This is a genomic window from Streptomyces atratus (genome assembly GCF_040655115.1).
Lineage (GTDB): Bacteria > Actinomycetota > Actinomycetes > Streptomycetales > Streptomycetaceae > Streptomyces > Streptomyces atratus_D.
Genome location: NZ_JBFAJH010000012.1, coordinates 33,856 through 54,597 on the forward strand (window position 1 = coordinate 33,856; position 20,742 = coordinate 54,597).

Annotated in this window: 19 protein-coding genes and 2 pseudogenes; 14 read left to right on the plus strand and 7 right to left on the minus strand. The window is 70.5% G+C overall.

Annotated features, from left to right (window positions below; genetic code table 11):
- Window positions 1-210 precede the first annotated feature (210 nt).
- Together AB0I23_RS16375 and AB0I23_RS16380 are read right to left on the minus strand one after the other, a co-directional pair.
- Window positions 211-915, minus strand: a complete 705-nt coding sequence (locus tag AB0I23_RS16375) for a nucleotidyltransferase domain-containing protein (protein WP_359109851.1) — start codon at window positions 913-915, stop codon at window positions 211-213.
- A 262-nt stretch (window positions 916-1,177) separates the two neighbouring features.
- Window positions 1,178-1,642, minus strand: a complete 465-nt coding sequence (locus AB0I23_RS16380) for a Rieske (2Fe-2S) protein (protein WP_359109852.1) — start codon at window positions 1,640-1,642, stop codon at window positions 1,178-1,180.
- Between the two features lie 528 nt (window positions 1,643-2,170).
- Between AB0I23_RS16380 and aroH the strand changes: the two genes are divergently transcribed.
- The 5 genes from aroH (at window position 2,171) to der (ending at window position 6,728) form a co-directional block, all read left to right on the plus strand.
- Window positions 2,171-2,533, plus strand: coding sequence for a chorismate mutase (gene aroH / locus AB0I23_RS16385; protein ID WP_358858155.1), 363 nt, complete (start codon window positions 2,171-2,173; stop codon window positions 2,531-2,533).
- On the plus strand, window positions 2,530-3,615 hold the full coding sequence (locus AB0I23_RS16390; protein WP_359109853.1) for a prephenate dehydrogenase: 1,086 nt from the start codon (window positions 2,530-2,532) through the stop codon (window positions 3,613-3,615). Before aroH ends, AB0I23_RS16390 begins: the two co-directional genes overlap by 4 nt.
- A gap of 158 nt (window positions 3,616-3,773) precedes the next feature.
- Window positions 3,774-4,490 carry a (d)CMP kinase gene (gene cmk / locus AB0I23_RS16395; protein WP_359109854.1) on the plus strand — a complete coding sequence of 239 codons (717 nt, stop codon included), beginning with the start codon at window positions 3,774-3,776 and terminating at the stop codon, window positions 4,488-4,490.
- Window positions 4,487-5,191, plus strand: a complete 705-nt coding sequence (locus AB0I23_RS16400) for a lysophospholipid acyltransferase family protein (RefSeq protein ID WP_359109855.1) — start codon at window positions 4,487-4,489, stop codon at window positions 5,189-5,191. The genes cmk and AB0I23_RS16400 overlap by 4 nt, the downstream gene beginning before the upstream one ends.
- A 67-nt stretch (window positions 5,192-5,258) precedes the next feature.
- Complete coding sequence (gene der / locus AB0I23_RS16405; RefSeq protein ID WP_359109856.1) at window positions 5,259-6,728, plus strand: ribosome biogenesis GTPase Der; 1,470 nt, start codon at window positions 5,259-5,261, stop codon at window positions 6,726-6,728.
- 106 nt (window positions 6,729-6,834) lie between these two features.
- Here the strand turns inward: der and AB0I23_RS16410 are convergent, their stop codons facing one another.
- Both AB0I23_RS16410 and AB0I23_RS16415 read right to left on the minus strand, forming a co-directional pair.
- A complete protein-coding gene (locus AB0I23_RS16410; RefSeq protein ID WP_359109857.1) occupies window positions 6,835-7,161 on the minus strand; it encodes a hypothetical protein in 327 nt (108 codons plus the stop codon).
- Between the two features lie 137 nt (window positions 7,162-7,298).
- Window positions 7,299-8,081 carry a hypothetical protein gene (locus tag AB0I23_RS16415; RefSeq protein WP_359109858.1) on the minus strand — a complete coding sequence of 261 codons (783 nt, stop codon included), beginning with the start codon at window positions 8,079-8,081 and terminating at the stop codon, window positions 7,299-7,301.
- A 355-nt stretch (window positions 8,082-8,436) separates the two neighbouring features.
- On the opposite strand from AB0I23_RS16415, the gene AB0I23_RS16420 reads away from it, so the two are divergent.
- The 4 genes from AB0I23_RS16420 to AB0I23_RS16435 all read left to right on the plus strand — a co-directional run bounded on the left by AB0I23_RS16420 (window position 8,437) and on the right by AB0I23_RS16435 (window position 12,256).
- Window positions 8,437-9,720, plus strand: a complete 1,284-nt coding sequence (locus AB0I23_RS16420) for a glycosyltransferase (protein WP_359109859.1) — start codon at window positions 8,437-8,439, stop codon at window positions 9,718-9,720.
- The gene (locus AB0I23_RS16425) at window positions 9,717-10,595 is read left to right on the plus strand and encodes a transferase (RefSeq protein WP_359109860.1); all 879 of its coding nucleotides are present in this window, start codon (window positions 9,717-9,719) and stop codon (window positions 10,593-10,595) included. Before AB0I23_RS16420 ends, AB0I23_RS16425 begins: the two co-directional genes overlap by 4 nt.
- 48 nt (window positions 10,596-10,643) lie before the next feature.
- Window positions 10,644-11,603, plus strand: coding sequence for a helix-turn-helix transcriptional regulator (locus tag AB0I23_RS16430; RefSeq protein WP_359109861.1), 960 nt, complete (start codon window positions 10,644-10,646; stop codon window positions 11,601-11,603).
- Window positions 11,604-12,040: 437 nt separating this feature from the next.
- Complete coding sequence (locus tag AB0I23_RS16435) at window positions 12,041-12,256, plus strand: I78 family peptidase inhibitor (protein WP_359109862.1); 216 nt, start codon at window positions 12,041-12,043, stop codon at window positions 12,254-12,256.
- 94 nt (window positions 12,257-12,350) lie between these two features.
- Here the strand turns inward: AB0I23_RS16435 and AB0I23_RS16440 are convergent, their stop codons facing one another.
- Complete coding sequence (locus tag AB0I23_RS16440; protein WP_359109863.1) at window positions 12,351-13,382, minus strand: phosphatase PAP2 family protein; 1,032 nt, start codon at window positions 13,380-13,382, stop codon at window positions 12,351-12,353.
- 488 nt (window positions 13,383-13,870) lie between these two features.
- Between AB0I23_RS16440 and AB0I23_RS16445 the strand changes: the two genes are divergently transcribed.
- The gene (locus AB0I23_RS16445; protein ID WP_359109864.1) at window positions 13,871-15,595 is read left to right on the plus strand and encodes an MFS transporter; all 1,725 of its coding nucleotides are present in this window, start codon (window positions 13,871-13,873) and stop codon (window positions 15,593-15,595) included.
- A 73-nt stretch (window positions 15,596-15,668) separates the two neighbouring features.
- Window positions 15,669-16,892, plus strand: a complete 1,224-nt coding sequence (locus AB0I23_RS16450) for an acyl-CoA dehydrogenase family protein (RefSeq protein WP_359109865.1) — start codon at window positions 15,669-15,671, stop codon at window positions 16,890-16,892.
- A gap of 39 nt (window positions 16,893-16,931) precedes the next feature.
- Here AB0I23_RS16450 and AB0I23_RS16455 read toward each other — a convergent pair whose 3' ends face one another.
- Complete coding sequence (locus AB0I23_RS16455) at window positions 16,932-17,375, minus strand: cell division protein SepF (protein WP_359109866.1); 444 nt, start codon at window positions 17,373-17,375, stop codon at window positions 16,932-16,934.
- Between the two features lie 307 nt (window positions 17,376-17,682).
- Between AB0I23_RS16455 and AB0I23_RS16460 the strand changes: the two genes are divergently transcribed.
- A complete protein-coding gene (locus tag AB0I23_RS16460) occupies window positions 17,683-18,894 on the plus strand; it encodes a DUF5685 family protein (RefSeq protein ID WP_359109867.1) in 1,212 nt (403 codons plus the stop codon).
- A 33-nt stretch (window positions 18,895-18,927) separates the two neighbouring features.
- Here the strand turns inward: AB0I23_RS16460 and AB0I23_RS16465 are convergent.
- A pseudogene (locus tag AB0I23_RS16465) lies at window positions 18,928-19,122 on the minus strand (ABC transporter substrate-binding protein); the annotation flags it as partial.
- A 1-nt stretch (window position 19,123) separates the two neighbouring features.
- Here AB0I23_RS16465 and AB0I23_RS16470 point away from each other — a divergent pair.
- Window positions 19,124-19,525, plus strand: a pseudogene (locus tag AB0I23_RS16470) (DUF1684 domain-containing protein); the annotation flags it as partial.
- Window positions 19,526-19,797: 272 nt separating this feature from the next.
- On the plus strand, window positions 19,798-20,697 hold the full coding sequence (locus tag AB0I23_RS16475) for a S1 family peptidase (RefSeq protein WP_359109868.1): 900 nt from the start codon (window positions 19,798-19,800) through the stop codon (window positions 20,695-20,697).
- Window positions 20,698-20,742: the final 45 nt, after the last annotated feature.

The window sequence follows — 20,742 nt, forward strand, 5'->3', positions numbered from 1 at the left end:
CGAGGTGCGGGTCTCGTGGGGGCTCGACCTCGCCGGGGCAGGTCCGTGGTGGTCCGGTGCCCCTGCGGGGCGTCTCCTCGCGAGACGAACGTCCGGGCGCGACGCAGGGGAGTCCGGGGCTTTGTTCAACGCCCCGCGGGGACATCCCTGCGTGGCTCCGGACAGCCCGTCACGCGGCAGCAGACCTGTGGTGATTGCGGGCCGGCCCGTTCAGTCGGTGCTGGGTGACAGCGCCGACGTCCGGCGGGTGCGGATCAGGAAGTCCTCCACCCGGGCCCGGTCCGGCTCCGATGGGAGCGGGGAGCTTGCTGCCGCCTCGTCGTTCTCCTCGGCCAGGCGGGTCATGCGGCGTTCGACCTCCGGCCAGGGAACCTCGCCGCGCTTCACCGCGAGAAGGTCCTCCCTGGCCGCGCCCACGTCGACCGTCAGCTCTCCCGTACGCAGCAGATCCCGACCGCTCGCCAGCAGGCGCAGCAGATGCATGGCGTGCTTCCAGCGCGGCGCACCGTACTGACGGACATCCGCCTCCAGCTTCCTGCGCTGGCCCAGCGCGTAGCGGACGAAGGTCCGGTGGGCGAGACGGGACAGGAACGCCTCGCGCAGGGAGAGGAGTTCGCGGCCGACGGAGTTGACCTGTTCCACCAGGGGGGAGTGCAGGCACTCCAGGACATTGGGGTTGGCGATCAGCGCCAACTCGCAGAAGCGCTCCAGTTCCCAGGAGAACTGCTCCTCCGCCGGGCCCTCGACGTGTGTCGGCGGTTTCTCGAACCGCCAGAAGAGGGGAGTCGGCGCCAGAAAGACACCGCGCCGGTCGGTGTCACTGCCGTCCGTGGCGAGCCCGAACGCGCGTGAGCCCATCACACAGGAGTAGATCGTGTGGTCGCGTACCAGGGGCTGGGCGTCCGGGGCGGTCATGGAGCTGAGCGTACGTGAGGGTGAAAGCGTTGCGGGCAGGGAGTCGGCATCGGCCTGACGATGATCCGGAAGGCCCGGTTCGCACCGCTCCGGTGAGCGCCACGACCCCCAGTTTCGTACCGCGGGGACACCGCGCGCCTGCTCCCCGAACCGGCCGCGCCGCGGGGCGGCGCGTACGCCGAGGCCGCGCTCGCGGACGCCCGCGGACGTCCTTGACGTGACCGTCCCGGTGGGGCTTCGGCTCCCGCCGGGACGGCCGGTGTCATACGAGCCGGATGGTGTCACCGGTGACGGTGATCCGTTCGGTGGGCAGCGGGCGCGGCGCGGGACCGGCCACGACCGCCGCGTCCGTGATGCGGTACTTGCTGCCGTGGCAGGGACAGTTGATGGTGCCGTCACTGACCGAGTCGACGGTGCACCCCGCATGGGCGCAGATGGCGGAGAAGCCCTTGAACTCGCCCTTCTTGGGCTGGGTCACCACGACCTTCTGCTCCGCGAAGATCGTGCCGCCGCCGATGGGGATGTCCGAGGTCTTGGCGAGAACCGTGCCGGTCGCGTTGGAACCTTTCGGCGCCGTGGTGCTTGCCGTGGTACTCGGGGTGACGCCCGGTGAGATCTTCGGTGCGGATGCCGTGCTGCCTCCGTCTCCGGACGAGCCGCAAGCGGTCACCAGCCCGGCGGCGCCCGCCGCGGCTGCCGTGAGGACTGTCCTTCGTCGTGCGTCCATGGCTTGCTCCCTGTGTGGTGGCCGCGACCGGGTGAGCTGTCTGCTCCCGGCATGGGCATCGTGACCCCGCGGACGCCGAGGGCCTAGCAACCTGGCGGCAGACTCGCCCGAGTGGCAGAAGCACCGGTTCTGGCCGACATTGTCGATGTTCCAGCCCTCTTCCGAAGGGCAGAACCATCGCAGGGAACGACCTCGGCAGCCTGCTGGGCGGCACACGCTCCAGCTTGTTCACCTCGGCCGGCAGGCTCTTCAGGCCCGGGGCGCCCGGGTCGGTCTTCAGCTCGGCCGGATCGATACCTGTCCGGCGCAGCCGGCCGGGTCGGGTCCGGCGGACGCTGCTCGCCGTGCACGCCACCGCCGCGTCCCGATGACCGCCGCGTCTCAGGGAGAGAGCACCTCGGTCGTCGGGCGCCTCGCCCCTCTAGGCTGAAAACGCGCAGGTCGGCGCCGAGCAGGCGCGACAACCATGCAGCGGCACGAAGAACAACGGCACGAAGAACAACGGCACGAAGAAGTGAGGAGCCAGACGTGGCGGTACGAGCGGTCCGTGGAGCTGTCCAGCTGGACCGGGACGAGGCCGGACACATGGACGAGCGGGTCAGCGGCCTGCTCACCGCCATCCTGGAGCGCAACAGCCTCGTTGCGGACGACCTGATCAGCATCTGGTTCACGGCCACCCCCGATCTGCACAGCGACTTCCCGGCCGCCGCCGCACGCGGCATCGGCATCGTCGACGTACCGCTGATCTGCGCCCAGGAGCTGGACATCGAAGGGGCGATGCCCCGCGTGGTGCGCATCCTCGCCCATGTCGAGACGTACCTCGCCAAGTCCGAGATCACGCACGTCTATCTCGGCGCCACCGCCTCCCTCCGCAAGGACATCGCCCAGTGAGAACCGCCGTCGTCATCGGAACCGGCCTGGTCGGTACCTCCGCAGCCCTTGCCCTCGCCGGGCGCGGCGTCCACGTCCACCTCGTCGACCACGACCCGGCGTCCGCCCGTACCGCGGCCGCGCTCGGCGCCGGTACGGACGAGGCGCCCGAGGGCCGCGTCGACCTGGCGATCATCGCCGTACCGCCCGCCCATGTGGCCTCGGTGCTCGCCACCGCCATGCGTGACGACATCGCCCGCGGCTACCTCGACGTCGCCAGCGTCAAGGGCGGCCCCCGCCGCGAGCTGGAGGCCCTCGGTATCGACCTCACGCCGTACATCGGTACGCACCCGATGGCCGGCAAGGAGCGTTCGGGCCCCCTCGCCGCCACCGCCGACCTCTTCGAGGGGCGCCCCTGGGTCCTCACCCCGACCCGCGACACCGACACCGAGGTCCTCAACCTCGCCCTGGAACTGGTCGCGCTCTGCCGCGCGGTTCCGGTCGTCATGGACGCCGACGCCCACGACCGGGCCGTCGCCCTCGTCTCGCACACCCCGCAGCTGATCTCGTCGATGGTCGCCGCCCGCCTGGAGGAGGCCGACGAGACGGCCGTACGCCTCTGCGGCCAGGGCATCAGGGACGTCACCCGGATCGCCGCCTCCGACCCCCGGATGTGGGTGGAGATCCTCTCCGCCAACCCCGGCCCGGTCGCCGATGTGCTCGCCGGGGTCGCCGCCGATCTCGACGAGACGGTACGGGCGCTGCGCAGCCTCCAGACAGGTGACGACGACAGGCGCCGCGAGGGCACCCACTCCATCGAGGACGTGCTGCGCCGCGGCAACGCGGGCCGGGTCAGGGTGCCCGGGAAGCACGGGGCGGCCCCGGCGTCGTACGAGATCGTGGCCGTGCTCATCAGCGACCGGCCGGGCGAACTGGCCGGGATCTTCGCGGACGCGGGCCGGGCCGGGATCAACGTCGAGGACGTCCGCATCGATCACGCCACCGGGCAGCAGGCGGGTCTGGTGCAGCTGATGGTCGAGCCGAGCGCGGCCCCCGCGCTGGCGACGGCGCTGCGCGAGCGGGGTTGGTCGATCCGCCAGTAGGTGGTGTCCGGCACATCACGGCCGGACACCCCCAGGCCCGCGGTCGCCGGGCCCGGGGGCAGTTGTCCACAGGGTGCAAAGACCCGTCCAGACACTCGGTAACCTTGAGCGGGGCGGGTACGCGCGCCCCCGTCCCGCCCACCCCGAGTACCAGGAAGGTGTCCACCACCGTGGAAACCGTAAGCGCCGCCGCCCGGACGGCCCCGGCCGCAGTGATCGTTGCCATAGACGGCCCGTCCGGCACCGGTAAGTCGAGCACGTCGAAGGCCGTCGCCGCCCAGCTCGGCCTGAGCTACCTGGACACCGGCGCCCAGTACCGGGCGATCACGTGGTGGATGCTCAACAACGATATCGACGTGCAGAACGCCGCGGAGGTCGCGACTGCCGCGGACAAGCCGGTCATCGTCTCGGGCACGGACCCGGCCGCCCCGACGATCACGGTCGACGGCGAGGACGCCGCGGGCCCGATCCGTACGCCGGAGGTCACCTCCAAGGTCAGCGCCGTCAGCGCGGTCCCCGAGGTGCGGGCCAGGATCACCGAGCTGCAGCGGTCCATCGCCGCGGGTGCCGAGGTCGGCATCGTCGTCGAGGGCCGTGACATCGGCACGACCGTGCTCCCCGACGCCGACCTCAAGATCTTCCTGACCGCCTCCCCGGAGGCCCGCGCGGCCCGCCGCAGCGGAGAGCTCAAGGGCTCCGATCTCGCCACCACCAAGGAGGCGCTGATCAAACGGGACACCGCGGACTCCAGCCGGAAGGCCTCGCCGCTCGCCAAGGCGGACGACGCGGTCGAGGTGGACACCACCGAGCTGACTTTGCAGCAGGTCATCGAGTGCGTCGTCACCCTCGTCGAGGAGAAGCGGGCCGCGAGGTGACCCCTGCCACGGGCACGCCCACGCTGCGTGGAGCGGCGGTCGGGCGCGGGATCGGCATCGGGCTGATGTACGGGCTGTGGAAGCCCCGCGTCCTCGGTGCGTGGCGGGTACCCGCCTCCGGACCCGTCATACTCGCGGTGAACCACTCCCACAACATCGACGGGCCGATGCTGATGGGCACCGCGCCCCGGCCCGTGCACTTCCTGATCAAGAAAGAGGCGTTCGTCGGCCCCCTCGACCCGTTCCTGCGCGGAATCGGTCAGCTGAAGGTGGACCGTGCGAGCGCCGACCGCACCGCCATCACCCACGCCCTCGGCGTGCTGCAGAACGGCGGGGTGCTGGGGATCTTTCCCGAGGGCACCAGGGGTGAAGGAGACTTCGCCTCGCTGCGGGCCGGACTCGCGTACTTCGCGGTACGCAGCGGGGCGCCGATCGTCCCCGTGGCCGTCCTGGGAAGCACCGAGCGCCGCGGGCGGTTGATATCGGCACTGCCGCCGTTGCGCAGCCGGGTCGATGTCGTCTTCGGGGACGCCTTCGAAGCACAAGAAGGTGCGCGAAGCTCGGCCGAGGGGGGCGGTGGGCGACAGGTGGTGGGGAGTGGCCGGCGCACCACCCGGAAGGCGCTGGACGAGGCGACGGTACGGATCCAGGAGCGGCTGACCTCGCACCTGGACGGGGCCAGGCGTTTCACCGGGCGCTAAGTAAGACTTGAGTAGTGGGCCGCGTGATGGTGGTCCATCGATGATGATGCAAAGAGGAACGGACTTCATGAACGACCAGATTCACTCCGGCGGCTCGGACCACGAGCACGGAGCGCTTGGCGACGCCGAGTACGCGGAGTTCATGGAGCTCGCCGCGCAGGAGGGCTTCGACGTCGAGGACGTCGAGGGCGCGATCGACGAGGCCGGTCACGGACCGCTGCCCGTCCTCGCCGTCGTCGGCCGCCCCAATGTCGGCAAGTCGACCCTGGTGAACCGGATCATCGGCCGCCGCGAGGCGGTCGTCGAGGACAAGCCCGGAGTCACCCGGGACCGAGTCACCTACGAGGCCGAATGGGCGGGCCGCCGCTTCAAGGTCGTCGACACCGGCGGCTGGGAGCAGGACGTGCTGGGCATCGACGCCTCCGTCGCCGCCCAGGCCGAGTACGCGATCGAGGCGTCCGACGCGGTCGTCTTCGTCGTCGACTCGACGGTCGGCGCGACCGACACCGACGAGGCCGTCGTCAAGCTGCTGCGCCGGGCCGGGAAGCCCGTCGTCCTGTGCGCCAACAAGGTCGACGGCCAGAGCGGCGAGGCCGACGCCACCGCCCTCTGGTCGCTCGGTCTCGGTGAGCCGCACCCGGTCTCCTCGCTGCACGGCCGCGGCACCGGCGATCTGCTCGACGCCGTCCTCGAAGCACTGCCGGAGGCCCCGGCCCAGCGTTTCGGCACCGCCCTCGGCGGACCGCGCCGCATCGCCCTCATCGGCCGTCCGAACGTCGGCAAGTCCTCGCTGCTGAACAAGGTGGCGAACGAGGACCGGGTCGTCGTCAACGAAATGGCCGGCACCACCCGTGACCCGGTCGACGAGCTGATCGAGCTCGGCGGCATCACCTGGAAGTTCATCGACACGGCCGGCATCCGCCGCCGCGTCCACCTCCAGGAAGGCGCGGACTACTACGCCTCGCTGCGTACCGCGGCCGCCGTCGAGAAGGCCGAGGTCGCCGTCGTCCTGATCGACGCCAGTGAGTCCATCAGCGTGCAGGACCAGCGCATCATCACCATGGCCGTGGAGGCCGGGCGCGCGATAGTGATCGCGTACAACAAGTGGGACACCCTCGACGAGGAGCGCCGCTACTACCTGGAGCGCGAGATCGAGACGGAGCTCGCGCAGGTCGCGTGGGCCCCGCGGGTCAACGTCTCGGCTGTCACCGGCCGTCACATGGAAAAGCTGGTCCCGGCGATCGAGACCGCGCTCGAGGGCTGGGAGACGCGCGTACCGACCGGTCGGCTGAACGCCTTCCTCGGTGAGATCGTCGCCTCCCACCCGCATCCGGTCCGTGGCGGAAAGCAGCCCCGCATCCTCTTCGGCACCCAGGCCGGTACCAAGCCGCCGCGCTTCGTGCTCTTCGCCTCCGGGTTCCTGGAGCACGGTTACCGCCGCTTCGTCGAGCGCCGACTGCGCGAGGAGTTCGGCTTCGACGGCACCCCGATCCACATCTCGGTGCGGGTCCGCGAGAAGCGCGGCCGTAAGAAGTGACGCCCGATCGGCCCGCTGACTGACCGGGCGGCCGACTGGCTTCCGTCCCGGACATGGCGAAGCCCCGCACCGTTCCTTGTCAGCGGTGCGGGGCTTCGTCGTACGGTCAGGCTCCCCGCGAGCCCGGTGGCAGCGCCGCGGGGGTGGTGCGCCCGGCGTGCCGGCCGACCCGCTGCCAGGAGCCGAGGCTTGGGGTGCGCGGGCCCTGACCTGAGTGGCCGGAGGCGCCGCCGGAGTGGCTCGAATGGCCGGAGTGGGCGCTCAGCGGGGTGCGGGTGCCGAACAGACCCGTACCGAAGGCCATGAGGGCCAGGTTCTCCTCGCCGCTCCGATCACCTGGCAGCGCCCGGAACGACCGGCGGTACTCGGTGTACAACGCGTCGTAGATCGGGGTGTGGGACTGACTGCCCGATGGCTCCCGCGACGGGCGCATGGCGGGGATCGGGCTCGGGCGCTGGTGGGAGGGGTCGTATGAGTGCACGTACGTGCCAACGACCCCACCGGCCGTCGGATGCGGGGCCGGCGAAGAAATAGCTGTTCGTCGTGGGTGCGAGGGGCGTACGGACATGATCAGGTCCCGGCCAGCGGCATCGCCGCCGCGACCAGGAAACCGCCGGCCGCAGCATTCTCCAGCGCGTCGCGCAGCAGGTCCTCGCGGGGCTGCTGGCCGATCGATCCGGCCGGGGCGGCGAAGACGAGAACGGTCTGGGATTTGTTGGCCGCGGTCCGCCAGCCCTCGGTGACCTGCAGCGGGGCGTGGGCCTGCCACCAGGCGACGGGGGCGCCGCCGCCCGTACCCGGCTGCAGCACGGCGTGCAACTGGCCCATGGCGAGCAGGATCGACCAGCCGTGCAGCATGGCGGGCACCTGGTCCATCCGGTGGACGGGCTGGAAGCCCTGCTCCAGCAGGAGATGCAGGAACTCGTCGCCTCCGCTGCCGTCCGTACCGGGGCGGGCGATCGCGCCTGTCGGTTCGACGACCAGCGCCGGGTGGAGCTCGTCGTCGATCAGGACGAGACCGGTGGTGACGCCGAGGACGGCCTGTCCGGGCATGAGCCCCTCCGGGCCCTCCGGCTCACTGCCGGTGATGCTGCGCACGGCACCCTGCAGTTGTTCCTCGGAGACCTGGACGACCTGGGAGGGGATGCAGGAGGCGTGCGCGAAAGCGAGAACGGCCGTCTCGTCGCCGACGAACAGCACCGTGCTGGTGCGTTCCTGCTCGGAGTCGCCAGGGGTGCGGCAGGAGGTGCAGTCGTAGTTGCCTGGGGCGTTGTCGCCGACGAGCAACCGATCGGCTTCGGCATCGCCGATCTCGGCGCGTACGTCCTCGCTGACGTCGAGCATGCGCGGCACGGGTGGCTCCTCGAACTCGGTACGTGCGCCGGGCGGTTCCCGGCTCATGAAGAGACAACGGGCAATCTGTGGCAGGGGTCACGCGCGAAAGGGAACGGAATCGAACCATTCGGCGCAGAGGGTGAATCGGCGCCCCGAAGGGTTTATTTTCGGTCAATACCCGCTGATTGGAGCCACATTGGCCTGCCTGGCCGGACGGATGGCCGGTTCGGTGGCAGGATGACAAATCATGAAATCAGGGAACATTGAAATGGCTGAAACTCGTCCATGTCTTGAGTGAACCGACGATCGGTTATCACCGTCATGCCAGGTGCAGCCCGCAGCACATCGGTCGAACCGGGGGTCACGGCGATTCATGCACGTTTCATTTCTGCTCCACAACGCCTACGGGGTCGGGGGCACCATCCGCACGACGTTCAACCTCGCCGGTGCGCTGGCCGAGCACCATGACATCGAGATCGTGTCGGTTTTCCGTCACCGTGACGCCCCCGCGCTGGGCGCCCCCGCGGGCGTACGGATGAGTCACCTCGTCGACCTGCGGAAGAAGAGCCCCACCTACGACGGCGACGCGATCGAACACACCAGGCCCGCCGCCGTCTTCGCCCGCGGCGACAGCCGGTACCGGCAGTACAGCAGGCTCACCGACGCGCGGGTGGCGGACCACCTGCGCTCCCTGGAGGCGGATGTCGTCGTCGGCACCCGTCCCGGGCTCAATGCCCAGATCAGCCGGCAGGCCAGGCGAGGTCCCGTCCGGATCGGGCAGGAGCACCTCACCCTCGACAGTCACAGCTACCGGCTGCGCCGTGAGATCGGCCACCGCTACATGCTGCTGGACGCGATCACGACCGTCACCGAGGCCGACGCACACGCCTACCGGACCGGGCTGCGGCTGCCCGGCGTACGCATCGAGGCGATCCCCAACGGGGTGCCCGAGCCCGCGGTCGCACCCGCCGACTGCGACAGCAAGTGGGTGATCGCGGCAGGGCGGCTGCACAAGGTCAAGCGGTACGACCTGCTGGTGCGCGCGTTCGCCGACGTGGTGGCAGTCCGCCCCGACTGGCGGCTGCGCATCTACGGCGGCGGCGACGCGACCGGCGACGAACGGCAGGCACTGCACACGCTCATCGGTCGACTGGGACTGCACAACCATGTGTTCCTGATGGGTTCGGTCAACCCGCTCGAGGCGGAGTGGCCCAAGGGGGCGATCGCCGCGGTCACCTCGGACCGCGAGTCATTCGGGATGACGATCGTCGAGGCGATGCGCTGCGGCCTGCCGGTCGTCGCCACCGACTGCCCGCACGGCCCCCGCGAGATCATCGACGACGGCACCGACGGGCGGCTGGTGCCGGTCGGGGACGTGGCCGCGGTCGCGGACGCCGTACTCGGCCTGATCGACGACGACGGAACGCGACACCGGATGGGACGGGCCGCCCGCGCCGCCTCGCGACGGTTCGACCCCGCGCTGATCGCCGAGCGCCACGAAGGGCTCTACACCGAACTCACCAGGCGCGGCGGGCGCCACCATTCGCACAGCGCCGTGCGCACCGGCGTGCACAGGGCCCGCAGCACGGTGCTGGACGGGATGTACGCGCTGCGCCACAAGGCTGCCGATGCGCTCCGCAAGGGGAGGGCCGCGTGACTGTGCCCGCGCTGCGGTCGACACCGCCCACCGAGTCCACCGCCGGCTGCGTCGCCGACTGCATCACCGACGCCGACGGCCGGATCACCTTCGATCTCCTCCGGGGCCCCCGCGGGGGAGGAGCGTCGGAGGCCGTACTGCTCCTGCGCCTGCGCGGTACGAAGGAGAAGAGCGACCGGGCGGCCGAGGAGGTGCGGCTGCCCCTGAGCCCGCACGGTGACGGGCGGCTGCGCGCCGTACTGCCGGGCGCGGCGGAGCTTGCCGAGGGCCGCTGGGACGCCTGGGTCGAGCAGCCGGGCACGGACGGTGAGACGGCTGTCGAACCCGGTATCAGGGATCTGCGGGCTTTGGTCGACCGCACGCCCGACCCCGGCGGCGGGATCGTGGTCCGCATCCCGTACCCCACCGCCGACGGCCGGCTCGCCGTGCGCTGCTGGGTTCGCGCGCCGCACGCGGAGGCCGGGCCGATCACCTTCGGTCCGGCAGCGATGACCGTGGACGGGAGGCTGTACGGGGCGGAGCTCGGCGACGACGCGTGCGTGGAGGCGCGACTGGCCGGCCATCCCGACCGGAGCTGCCGGGCGCCCGTGACCGGCAAGGACGGGAGCTTCTCCTTCACCCTCCCGTACGACCGGCCGGCCGCCGGGCCGGTGACCGCGCCGCAGCTGTGGGGACTGTGGCTGCTCCCCGGCGGGACGAGCGGGAGCGGTACCGGCGGGATCCGGATCGCGCGCGTCCTCGACGACATCTGGGACCGCAAGAAGATCTTCGTCTACCCGCCCCGAGCCATCGGGGGGGACGTACTCGCCGCCCCCTGCTACTCGGCCGACAACGACCTCTGTCTACGGCTGGAACCGGACCGGCAGCACGGCTGACGCGGATCGAGGACAGTAACTGTCCTCGACCACTGGCAGACTCGCCCCATGTTGGAGACCTCGGCACGACTGCTGCGCCTGCTCTCACTCCTGCAGGCCCACCGGGACTGGTCCGGAGCCGATCTCGCCGAACGGCTCGGCGTCACCCCGCGGACCGTCCGGCGGGACGTCGACAAACTGCGCGAGCTCGGCTATCCGGTCAACGCGAGCCCCGGCACCGGCGGCGGCTATCAGCTCGGCGCCGGGGCCGAACTGCCGCCGTTGCTCCTCGACGACGAGGAAGCGGTCGCGGTGGCGGTCGGGCTGCGTACCGCGGCCGGTCACGGCGTCGAGGGCATCGGGGAGACCTCCGTACGCGCACTCGCCAAACTCGAGCAGGTCCTGCCGAACCGGCTCCGCCGCCGGGTCGGCGCCCTGAGCGCCTTCACCGTGCCCATGCTGCGCGGACCCGGCACGTCCGCCGTCGATCCGGGCATCCTCACCGAGCTGGCCGCGTCCTGCCGGGACAGCGAGCGGCTGCGCTTCGCGTACCGGTCCCACAGCGGCTCCGTATCGCGCCGGACCGTCGAACCGCACCGGCTGGTGTGCACCGAGCGCCGCTGGTACCTCGTCGCCTGGGACCTGGAGCGCGCGGACTGGCGTACCTTCCGGGCGGACCGGATCACCCCCACGCCGCCCCACGGCCCCCGTTTCGTTCCGCGTCGCCCGCCCGCCGAGGACCTGGCCGCCTATGTCTCCAAGGGCGTCTCCACCACCGCGTACGCGACGCATGCGGTGATCCGGCTGAAGGTACCGGTCGAGCGGGCCGCCGAGCGCATCTCGCCGTCCTCCGGAGTGCTGGAGGCGATCGACGCGGACAGCTGCCTGTTGCGCACCGGGGCGGCGAGCCTCGATGTCCTGGTGATCCACGTGATGCTCATGGGCTTCGACTTCGAGGTCGTCGAACCGCAGGAGCTCACCGACGCGATCAGGACGGCCAGGGACCGGCTCTCCCGGGCGCTCGACTGAAGGGAGTCGCGGTCCTTCGACCGACCGCTCGCCCGGAGTGCCCGGCCGACGAGGGAGGGCTTGTGTCCGGTATACGGGCGGATGGGGGCGGCGGTCCCGGTCCGGCGGTGTGGATATCCCGACCAGAAGATAAGGCTGCCATAAGGAGGCGTGAATTCCCGGTGGCGGGCTTGTTTTCGTACGCCTCATGGGAAGGAAATTCCGACCATCTGGTATGTCGTATTTCCTCGGTTTTTTGAGCCGTTTGGTGATTGTTTGTAAGTGCGTGTGATTACTGTGTGTCGGCCCGGGAGTCGCACGTTCGAGTGAAGCAGTTCGAGGGAAACGACTGTCGTGATCCTGTGACACAAGCGTGACCGGTGGCGTACGTGAGGATGCCGTGCCGGGTGCCGGCGCCCGGCTTCCGTACCCGTCCGGGGGCGCCTACGGTGAGTGGCATGGCACCTATACCGACCTCTCCCGCGCAGCCCGATGACACGCCCGGGGCGTATGTCGGCCTTGCCGCAGAAGCCGCAGAGCGGCGGGCCCGTGCCCGCGGCTGGCGCACCGTCAGGGCCCTGCCGCCGGGGGCGATCATCACCATGGAGTACCTGGTCGGGCGGATCAACTTCGAGGTCGACAATGCCGTGGTGACCCGCTGCTGGGTCGGCTGAGACCCTTGTCATGAGCAAGGCCCCGACCGAGGTCGGGGCCTTGACTGTGCGGGGGGAGGCTGTGCGTACCGTCCCCGTACGGGGGTGCGGTCCGTCAGCCGCCGGCCACCGGGCGGGCCGGGCTCGTGCCGCCGCGCGGCGTTCGGTCCGCGTGCGGCGGGCGCCGGCTGCCGGCCGGGGTGACCGGCATCCGCTCCGAGCGCACCACGTGCGATGTGTGGGCCCGCTGCCGGGTCCCCGCCGCGGGGGCGGCAGGTACCGAGGCGGCCGGGCGACCGCCTGTGACGACCGGTTCGAGTACCGGGCTCCCGCTCGCGCTGTCACCGTTGTCCGGTTGCGGCAGCAGCACGGTCTGGGGCGCGCCGACCGCGACAGGCACCGGGGGAGTGGTCCGGCGACGCGCACGCACCTGCTCGCGCACCGCGAAGATCAAGTCCTCGGTACGGGTGATCAACGGCTCGACCCACGGCAGGCCCAGCAGGATCAGCAGCCCTGCGGCCCAGCCGAGCAGCACATCGCTCAGCCAGTGCGTACCGAGATAGACGGTTGTGAGCCCGACCCCGAGCGATACCACCGCCGATACGGCCGACAGGTAGCGCCTGGCTCGCGGAGTAGTGGCCAGGTAGGCGAGGATTCCCCAGGTCACCACGGCGTTGGCGGTGTGCCCGGACGGAAATATATCGCCGCCGGCGAAGAGCTCCGCGGAGCCGATCTGCGTCGCGTAGTGCGGGCCGAGCCGGCCCAGGCCGAGCTTGACGGCGCCCACGGTCAGATTCAGCAGCAGCAGCGAGGCGCCGAGCGTCAGCAGGGGCCGCAGGGTGTGCTGCCGCCAGGAGCGCCAGCCGAGCCAGCAGGCGACCATCACGGCCGTGGGGCCTCGCTGGCCGAGCACGACGTAGTAGTCGAGGAAGGCATGGATTCCGGGCCACTGCTGGTAGGGCCGGAAGAGCATGACCTTCCAGTCCAGGGTCACCAGCCCGGAGCCGATCAGCACGGCAACGACGATGGCGAGATAGAACGCCAGCGTCCCGCCGAAGAGAGCGATGCGGTGACGACTCATCCGCGGCGGCTCTATCTTCGGCGGTTCCGGCTCCCGGTCCAGCCGGGCAAAGATGTCGGTACGCACCCAATCGACGTTACAGCGAGTGAGTGCGCGATCCGGTCGATCCGGCCGCTTTGTGATGACGATGTGATGTGGACTATGTCTCAGACAGGTCAATATTACTGACCCGTAAGTGAATCCCGGTGACCTTCTGCTCCATTTCTTCCGCGCTTATTTCGGAAGGGTGTTTGAGTATCTCCGAATAAATGGAGAGCGGTGCAGGTATCCATTTCTCCGGCTCCGACGGGCGGGTGGACGGACGGTGCCCGACCGGTCACGTTCCGGTCACGCGCCGATGGCGGGCCTGTCCGGCACGGAGCCGGGAGCGGGCCGGGCGTGGCGTACGCCACACCTCGCGACCTGTCGAGGTATGAGATGGGCCACGTGCCGCCACGCCGAACTCGCGTACGCTGACGGATCACTCGCCCGTCGATGCCGGGCCTGGAGAGGCAGTGCACGCTGCATCCCCGGTTGGCCTGCCGAGCGCGAGGGACCTTTTGGGAGGTACATGCATGTCCGGGACGACCACAGCCCGAATCCGGCTGCGCGCAGCCGCCGACGGTGCCAATCGATGGGTCGTCCTGGTCGTACTCTGCTTCAGTCTGCTGCTCGTGGCGCTCGACGCGACGGTGCTCCATGTCGCCGTCCCCGCCGTCACCGAGGACCTGCGGCCCAGCGCCGCCGGTCTGCTGTGGATCGTGGACGCCTACCCACTGGTCTGCGCCTCGCTGCTGATCCTCTTCGGGTCCCTCGGCGACCGGGTCGGCCGCCGCCGCATCCTGTTGCTCGGCTACGCGCTCTTCGGGGTCGCCTCCGCGATCGCCGCGATGGCGGACAGCCCCGGCGTACTGATAGGGGCGCGCGCCCTGCTGGGCGTCGGCGGCGCGATGATCATGCCTGCGACGCTGTCCATCCTTCGCCAGGTCTTCCCCGACAGGCGCGAGCGGGCCGTCGCCATAGGGGTGTGGACCGCGGTCGCCGCCGTCGGTGCGGCCACCGGGCCGGTCATCGGCGGCTTCCTCGTGGAGCACTTCTGGTGGGGCTCCGTCTTCCTGATCAATATCCCGCTGATGGCGCTGATCCTGCCGGTCGGCCGGCTGCTGCTCCCCGAATCACGGGGCAGCGACGACGGCCCCTGGGATGTGCTCGGCGCGCTGATGGCCGCGGCCGGAGTGCTCGGTGTGGTCCTCGGTGTGAAGCGCGCGGGCACCGGTGAGGGCGTCTTCGGCCCCGCCACCCTCGTACCGCTGCTGCTCGGGGCGGCTCTGCTCGTCGCGTTCGTCCGCCGACAGAAACGCCGTACGCATCCACTGATCGACATGACGATGTTCGCGCGGCCCGCGTTCTCCACCGCGGTCGGCTGCATCGTCATCGCCATGCTGGCCCTGGTCGGTCTGGAACTGATCGCCGTCCAGTATCTGCAGCTGGTCCTGGACCTCAGCCCGCTGGAGACCGGCCTGCGGCTGCTGCCGCTCACCTTCGCCGCGATGGCCGCGGGCGCGACCGGCTCGTACACCCTGCGCCGGGTCGGACCGCGCCGGATGGTCGGCTGGGGCTTCGTGCTCACCGCCGCCTCGGTGCTGATCCTGACCCTGATGGGGCAGCACGACCGGCCCGCCCTGCTGACCGTGGCGTTCGTCGTGCTCGGTTTCGGGCTGCAGTCCACGCTCTTCGGGGCGTACGAATCGATGCTCAGTGAGGCGCCCGCGGACCGGGCGGGCGGCGCGGCGGCCATCGGTGAAACCTCGTACCAGCTGGGTGCGGGTATGGGGATCGCCCTGTTGGGCAGCGTCATGAACGCCGCCTACGCGCCCGGACTGGCCAAGCTCTCCGGAGCGGGCGTCCCTGCCGGGGCGTCCACCGCCGCCTCCCACTCGCTGGGCGAGGCGTATCAGGTCGCCTCACAGCTGGGCGGCCCGCTGGGCGGGGTGCTGCGGAGCACGGCCCGGCATGCCTTCATCAACGGGCTTCATGTCACGCTGCTGGTCAGTGCGGGACTGCTGCTCCTCGGCGCGCTTGCCGCACTGCGACTGCCGCGGGTCATGGAGTGCCCGCCGGTGGAGATCTGCGAGCCCCGCGAGGCCGCCGAGGTGACCGCCGCTGTGGAGTCGCGCATGCCGCGGGCGTTCCCCGCTCCCCAGGGTGCCCCGGTCCAGGGCCCGCCGACAGGGCCGCTTTCGCTGCCCGGCCGGCGGCAACCCGCCGAGGCCACCGGCTCTGGACGCGCGGCCCACTGAGCCGTAACGTCAGCACGACGCCATAACTAACACTGCTAGTTTTAGTATCGTGCGAGCCGCCGGAGGCACTCTCATGTCCAGCCCATCTCCCGCGAAGCCGTCGAAGCTCCCGCCCTTCGACCCCGGCGACCCGATCGGCATCGACGATCTGCTCGGTCCCGAGGACCTCGCGATCCGCTCCACCGTCCGTGCCTGGGCCACCGACCGGATCCTGCCGAACATCGCCGAGTGGTACGAGAGCGGCGAGCTGCCCGGCATCCGCGAGCTCGCCCGCGAGCTCGGTTCGATCGGTGCCCTCGGTATGTCCCTGCAGGGATACGGCTGCGCGGGCGCCACCGCTGTCCAGTACGGACTGGCCTGCCTGGAGCTCGAAGCGGCGGACTCGGGAATCCGCTCCCTCGTCTCCGTGCAGGGCTCCCTCGCCATGTACGCCATCCACCGCTTCGGCTCCGAGGAGCAGAAGCGGCAGTGGCTGCCGGGCATGGCGGCCGGCGAGATCATCGGCTGCTTCGGACTCACCGAGCCGGACCACGGCTCCGACCCGGCCGGGATGCGGACGCACGCCAAGCGCGAGGGAGGGGGAGACTGGGTGCTCAGCGGCCGCAAGATGTGGATCACCAACGGCTCGGTGGCCGGGGTCGCCGTCGTCTGGGCGCAGACCGACGAGGGCAGCGGCGGCAGCGGCATCCGCGGCTTCGTCGTCCCGTCGGACACCCCCGGCTTCTCCGCGCCCGAGATCAAGCACAAGTGGTCGCTGCGTGCCTCGGTCACCAGCGAGCTGGTCCTCGACGAGGTACGTCTGCCCGCCGACGCCGTACTTCCCGGGGTCGCCGGCCTGCGCGGACCGCTCAGCTGTCTCAGCCATGCCCGCTACGGCATCGTCTGGGGAGCCATGGGCGCGGCCCGGGCCAGCTTCGAGGCAGCGGTCGACTACGCGAAGACCCGGGAACAGTTCGGCAAGCCGATCGGTGGTTTCCAGCTCACTCAGGCCAAGCTCGCGGACATGGCTGTCGAACTGCACAAGGGCATCCTGCTCGCCCACCATCTGGGCCGTCGGCTGGACGCGGGCAGGCTCCGCCCGGAACAGGTCAGTTTCGGAAAGCTCAACAATGTGCGGGAGGCCATCGAGATCTGCCGCACCTCGCGCACGATCCTCGGTGCCAACGGGATCTCGCTCGAATACCCGGTGATGCGGCATGCGACGAATCTGGAGTCGGTGCTCACGTACGAGGGCACCGTGGAGATGCACCAGCTGGTGCTGGGCAAGGCGCTCACCGGTCTGGACGCATTCCGGTAGAACGGGACGCCGGCCGGACCGATCCGGCGAGCGCCCTGCTCAGCTCTGGTTGAAGAAGCCGTCGGCCGGCCGGCCGACGGCTTCGCCGTTGAGTACCCGGGTGTCGGCCGGGGTCAGCAGGAAGACCCGGGTGGCCACGCGGTCGATCGAACCGCGCAGTCCGAAGATGAGTCCCGCGGCGAAGTCCACGACACGCTTCGCGTCGGCGGGGTCCATGGCCGTGAGGTTGATGATCACCGGGACGCCGTCCCGGAAGAGCTCGCCGATGGCGCGCGCGTCCCGGAAGCTGTCCGGGGTGACGGTGGCGATCCGGCGGCCCTTCTCCTCGGCCGCCTCGGAGACCACCTGCACCCGTGGGTCGGTCACCCAGGCACTGCCCGTCCCGGTCCGTGCACCCTCGGCGTACCCGTCGTCGTCGTAGTAACGCTCGTCGTTGTCCTCTACGAGGCCCAGCCAGGCACTCGCCTTGCGCACCGATCCCATGGACGCCTCCTCTCACCGCGGTTCCTTGGTGTTCCGCATCTCTTTCGTATCCCTATGGTCGACCATGATGCGGATCGTGCGCCAAGTGGATAGTCGGCGTGCAGGCGATTCGTGACGGTACTGGTGCAGAAGATCTGGCGATTCGTCATGGTTCCTCCCGCATGGGACCCCTGGGAAAAGAAAATATGATGCTCCGGTCCGTACGGGTGACATGAGGGACGTACGGGTGAACGGGTCGCTCGATACGATGCCTGTCGCGCACCCGCACAAGCGCTGCGCATGGCTGAACGGCTCTCGGGGGATTGTCGTGTTCGGAATAGTCAGGCCCTGCGCCCATCGGTTGTCCGAGGGGCTCAGGACCGCGTGGATGGCCCATCTCTGCGGGCTCTGTCTCGCACTTCGCTCGGACCACGGTCAGTTCGCCCGGATCGTCACGAACTACGACGGCCTGATCGTCTCGGTCCTGACGGAGGCTCAGGCGGAGCGCGCCACGGGCCGGTGGCGCACCGCGGGTCCTTGCCCGCTGCGCGCCATGCGGACCGCGCCGGTCGCCCGCGGCGAAGGGGCCAGACTCGCCGCCGCCGTCTCGCTGGTGCTGGCCTCGGCGAAGGTGCGGGACCACGTCGCCGACCGGGACGGGCTGTTGAAGCGCCGCCCGGTCGCCGCGGCCGCCCGCCGGGTCGCCGCGGGCTGGGACAGGGCCGGGGCGCGCACCGGTGCCCAGCTGGGCTTCGACACCGCGGTCCTCGTCGACGCCGTCGACCGGCAGACCGGCATCGAGCGACTCGCGGGGCCCGGCGCCCCGCTGCTGACGGTCACCGAGCCCACCGAGACGGCCACCGCGGCGGCCTTCGCCCACACCGCCGTACTCGCGGGCAAGCCGCAGAACGCCGAGCCGCTCGCCGAGGCAGGCCGGCTCTTCGGACGGCTGGCGCATCTGCTGGATGCCGTGGAGGACCAGGAAGCTGACGCGGCGTCGGGCGCCTGGAACCCGCTCACCGCCACCGGTACCTCGCGCGCCGAGGCCCGGCGGCTGTGCGACGACGCGCTGCGCGGCGTACGGCTGGCGCTGCGCGACGCGGAATTCGCCGACGACAAGCTGGCGCATGTGCTGCTCGTGCACGAACTGCGCCGATCGGTGGACCGCGCGTTCGCCACGGAGACGTGCTCCCACCGGGCGGATGCGCACCGGGCCGGTGGTCACGGCGTCACCGGGGCCTTCGGGCCGCCGCCCGGGAATCCGTACGCACCGGACACCCCCGGCAGCCCGTTCGGCCCGCCGTCGCCCCCGCCGGAGCCGCCGCGCGACCGGCGGGGGCTGATCACGGGCTGTCTGGTCTGGTCCGGACTCGCCTGCACCTGCCAGATGTGCTGCGGGACCTTCGAGGACCCGTGGAGCCGGCAGCGCCGCGAGGGTCTGTGCAACCAGTGCGACTGCTGCGATGCCTGCGACCCCTGCAGCAACTGCGCTGACTGCTGCAGCAACTGCGACTGCTGCGACTGCGGGTGCGACTGCTGAGTCACGCTTCGGGCGCGGCTCAGCAGCCCCGGGTCACTTGATCTCGGGCGGCGAGATCTGCGAGGTCCCGATCGCTGACGCTCCGATGCCCCACTTCTTCAGGATGCGGTCGTACGTCCCGTCCGCCTTGAGCCCATTGACCGCTGCCTGAAAAGCGGGCGCCGGCGGAGTGCCCTTCTTGAACGCGAAGCCGACGTCGAGCCGCTTGAACTCGTTGAGGAAGCGCACGACACCGTACGACGCCCGCTGAGCGCTGTCCGGCACCTTCCACCCGTACGGCACCGCCCGCACGGTGCGCGTCGAGAACGCCGACGGTGTCGAGCGGGGGCTCGGCCTCGGCGGCGAGATCGCCTTCGAGGCGGACGGCACCGAGCACACGCTCCTCGCGGTCGAGCACGACGGCTCGCTCTGGGCGGTCTTCGCCGACACCACCAGCGGGAACAGCAGCTATCGCTTCCGCTTCCCGCGGCCCGCCGCGCCGGACGAGGACGGCAGCGTGACCGTCGACCTCAACCGCGCGCCGCTGCCGCCGTGCGCCTTCGCCGATCACTTCATCTGCCCCTTCCCGCCGCCAGGCAACACCCTTCCGGTCGCCGTCGGGGCGGGGGAGCGGAACCGGATCGACCGCTGACGCACGACCGCACCCGATCGGTTCAGGCCCCGGTAGTCCGCGCGCTGCCGGGGCCGGTGTGCGAGGGGCGATGCGGATGATTCTCCCGCGGAGACGAGCTCAGGCCAAAGGGCCCTCTTGCGCAAGAAGTTGACGCCTTGAATACTCCCGAGCAGCGCTTGTCAGGAACACGTCGCATCCGGAACGCGGACGCGCGGCCGTGCGCCCGACTGCGCCTCACGGGTCCGACCACCCCACGGGCGGACCCCCGTTTCCCCTCGGAGGAATAACAAGTGAGGATCAAGCGCACCACCCCCCTCAGCGCCACAGCGAGACGAAGCCGGATCGTCGCGATCGCCGCGGGCCTGGTCGCCATGGCCGCCCTTGCCGTCCCCAGCGCCCACGCCAACTCGACCACGACCTTCAGTGCCAACCAGCTTTCCGCCGCCAGTGACGCAGTGCTCGGCGCCGACATCGCCGGTACCGCCTGGAACATAGACCCGGCGACCAAGACCCTCGTCGTCACCGCCGACAGTACGGTCACCCAGGCCGAGATCAAGCAGATCAAGAAGTCCGTCGGCGCCAACGCGGGCGCCCTGCGCATCGAGCGCACGTCCGGCACCTTCAGCAAGCTGCTCTCCGGCGGCGACGCCATCTACGCCCCCGGCTGGCGCTGCTCCCTCGGCTTCAACGTCCGCAGCGGCACCACCTACTACTTCCTGACCGCCGGTCACTGCACCGACGGCAACCCGCCCTGGTACACCAACTCGTCGAACTCCACGTACATCGGCCCCACGGTCGGATCCAGCTTCCCGAACAACGACTACGGCATCGTGCGGTACGACAACGCCTCCGTCGCCCACGCGGGTACCGTCGGCAGCCAGGACATCACCGGCGCGGCCAACGCCACGGTCGGCATGTCGGTCACCCGCCGGGGCTCCACCACCGGCATCCACAGCGGCAAGGTCACCGCCCTCAACGCCACGGTCAACTACGGCGGCGGTGACATCGTCTACGGCATGATCCAGACCAACGTCTGTGCGGAGCCCGGCGACTCCGGCGGTCCGCTCTACTCCGGCTCCAGTGCGATCGGTCTCACCTCGGGCGGCAGCGGCAACTGCTCCTCCGGCGGTACGACGTTCTTCCAGCCGGTCACCGAGGCGCTCAGCGCATACGGCGTCAGCGTCTACTGACGCACCGGCGCCCGATCGCACACATGACGGAGCCCTCGCCCGAAT